The following is a 2,409-nucleotide window of genomic DNA, read 5'->3' as shown; positions in this document are numbered from 1 at the left end:
GGCCCGCCGCCAGTCGCGGGTCAGTGACTCGCGGGGGGTGACGTCGCAGAGCACGCCCAGGAGGGCGTCCGGGTGGCGGCGGGCCAGGCGGCGCCAGGAGCGCACGGCGTGGGCGAGGTCGGGCAGGTACCGCGTCACCGCCTCCGCCGGACAGGCCGGGAGCAGGGCGGCGGCCTCGGCGTCACCGTACTCGTGTCCGACCCGGTCGAGGAGCCGCTCGGCCAGCGCGGCGCGGCGCCCGTCGTAGAGGGTGCGGTACAGCGCCCGGCGCAGGCCCGTGGGGGCGTCCGCCAGCGCGGGAGGAACCGCCTCGTCGGGCACGGGGAGGGTGCGGACCGCGCGCAGGGCGGCGCGGCGCAGTTCGTGGTCGGGTCCGGCGAGGTAGTGGGCGACGGTGTCGGTGTCGCGGGCGGCGATGGCCATGTGCAGGGCGATACGCGCGTGACCGTCGGAGTCGAGCCGCCGGAGGATCCCAAAGAGGTGGGATGTGCCCGCGTGGTCGCGGGCGTAGAGCGCCAAGCGCCGCATTCGGTCGGCGGGGGCGGTGTGGTCGAGGGACTGGAGGAGCTGGGCGGCCGACGCGTGCGTCGGCTGGGTGGGGCTCAACGGCCCGGGCGGAGACCGCCCTTCCTGATCGTCATGGCGGACATCCTGGCCCATGGGTGTGACGTTGCGCAAGTGCGGTGGTGGAAGGGGGTCGTGGGCACGCCGAGGTCGGCGGGGAACGAGGCGCCCCCGATACAAGGAAACCGGATCGCCGCGTCGGGGGCCAGGGGCTCGTCGACACCTGTGGACGGACCGGACGGCGAGGGTTCGGGACGCGGTCGACGGTGGCACGGGCGCAGGGCGTCAGGTGTCCCGGTCCAGGTCGCGACGCACCCGGGCGAGGTCCTCGGGGGTGTCGCAGTCGAACTCGGCGCGGTCGTCGGCGAGGGCGACCCGGCGCGGGTCCAACGGCCCGAGGAGGCCGTGCAGGGACCGGCCCGGATAGTCGGCGAGCGCCGCGCGGACGGCGTCGGTGCGCCACACCCCGGTCAGCCACTGCTCACGGCCCCCCGCGTCCACGTACACGGCTCCCGAGGCGGTCCCGTCGAGTGCCCCGGCGAGTTCGGCGAGGTGGTCGGCGGTCAGGCGCGGCAGGTCGGCGGCCAACAATGCGAACCGGGGCGCGCGCACGTGCGCCAGCCCGGCGCGCAGGGCGGGCACGGGTCCGCTCCCGGGCGGGTCCTCCCGGACGTAGAGCGCGGGCGGACTCTCCCGGGTCGGGCCGACGACGATGACACGGGCGCCCGGGGCGTGGGCGCGGACCGCGTCGACGGCCCGCTCCAGCATCGTGCGTCCCGCGACGGCCAGACCGGGTTTGTCGGCGCCGCCCATACGGCGGGCTGCGCCTCCGGCGAGGACGACCGCGTCCAGGACCCCTGGTGGTGTGCTGCTCACCCTCCCAGGATGGACCACCCGGGGCGCCCCGCCCCGCGCGGGGTCGCCCCCCACCGGTCAGCCCTTGACGCACACCACCTGGCGCAGGTGGTGGACCACCTCGACCAGATCGGTCTGGGCCTCGATCACCGACTCCAGGTCCTTGTAGGCGCCGGGGATCTCGTCCACGACCCCGATGTCCTTGCGGCACTCCACGCCCCTGGTCTGCTCCTCCAGGTCCGCCTTGGTGAACGTCTTGCGTGCCTTGTTCCGGCTCATCCGGCGGCCCGCCCCGTGCGAGGCGGAGTTGAACGAGGCCGGGTTGCCCAGACCGCGCACGATGTAGGTCCCGGTCGCCATGGAACCGGGAATGATCCCGAGATCACCCTTGCCCGCGCGGATGGCGCCCTTGCGGATGACGAGCACGTCCACGCCGTCGTAGGTCTCCTCCGCGACGTAGTTGTGGTGGCAGGAGATCCACTCGTCGAACCCGGTGCCCGGGATCTGGTCGGCCAGGGTCCGGCACGCCAGGCCCATCATGACGTCGCGGTTGCGCCGCGCGTAGTCCTGGGCCCAGAACAGGTCACGGCGGTAGTCGGCCATCTCGGGTGTGCGGGCGAGGAACACCGCCAGGTCGCGGTCGACCAGACCCTGGTTGTGCGCCAGGGACCGTGCCCTGCCGATGTGGTGGTCGGCCAGTTCCTTGCCGATGTTGCGCGACCCGGAGTGCAGGACGAGCCAGACCGCTCCGTCGTCGTCCAGGCACACCTCCAGGAAGTGGTTGCCGCCGCCGAGGGAGCCCATCTGGCGGCGGGCCTTGGTCAGTCTCGGGTGCACGGCCTCGGCGAGGTCGTCGAAGCCGCTCCAGAACCGGTCCCAGCCCGAGCTGCGCAGGCCGGGCACGGTCGCGGGGTCGACCGGTTCGTCGTGGGCGTGGAACCCGACGGGGATCGCCGCCTCCAGGGCCGAGCGCAGTCGGCCCAGGTCGTC

General features: G+C 74.2%; 2 protein-coding genes and 1 pseudogene. All 3 read right to left on the bottom strand.

Annotation, left to right across the window (positions count from 1 at the left end):
- Positions 1-606: pseudogene (locus tag D471_RS0103230) on the bottom strand (hypothetical protein); the annotation flags it as partial.
- Positions 607-849: 243 nt separating this feature from the next.
- Entirely contained in the window at positions 850-1,440 is a 591-nt protein-coding gene (gene mobA, locus D471_RS0103225; RefSeq protein WP_026127360.1) for a molybdenum cofactor guanylyltransferase, read from the bottom strand.
- A 57-nt stretch (positions 1,441-1,497) separates the two neighbouring features.
- Positions 1,498-2,409, bottom strand: a 912-nt coding sequence (locus D471_RS0103220; protein WP_017597292.1) for an RtcB family protein, incomplete at its 5' end; no start/stop codon positions are given.

The organism is Nocardiopsis lucentensis DSM 44048 (assembly GCF_000341125.1).
Classification (GTDB): Bacteria; Actinomycetota; Actinomycetes; order Streptosporangiales; family Streptosporangiaceae; genus Nocardiopsis; species Nocardiopsis lucentensis.
The sequence above is the reverse complement of the archived record's forward strand: the minus strand, read 5'-3'. Positions and strand labels throughout refer to the sequence as shown.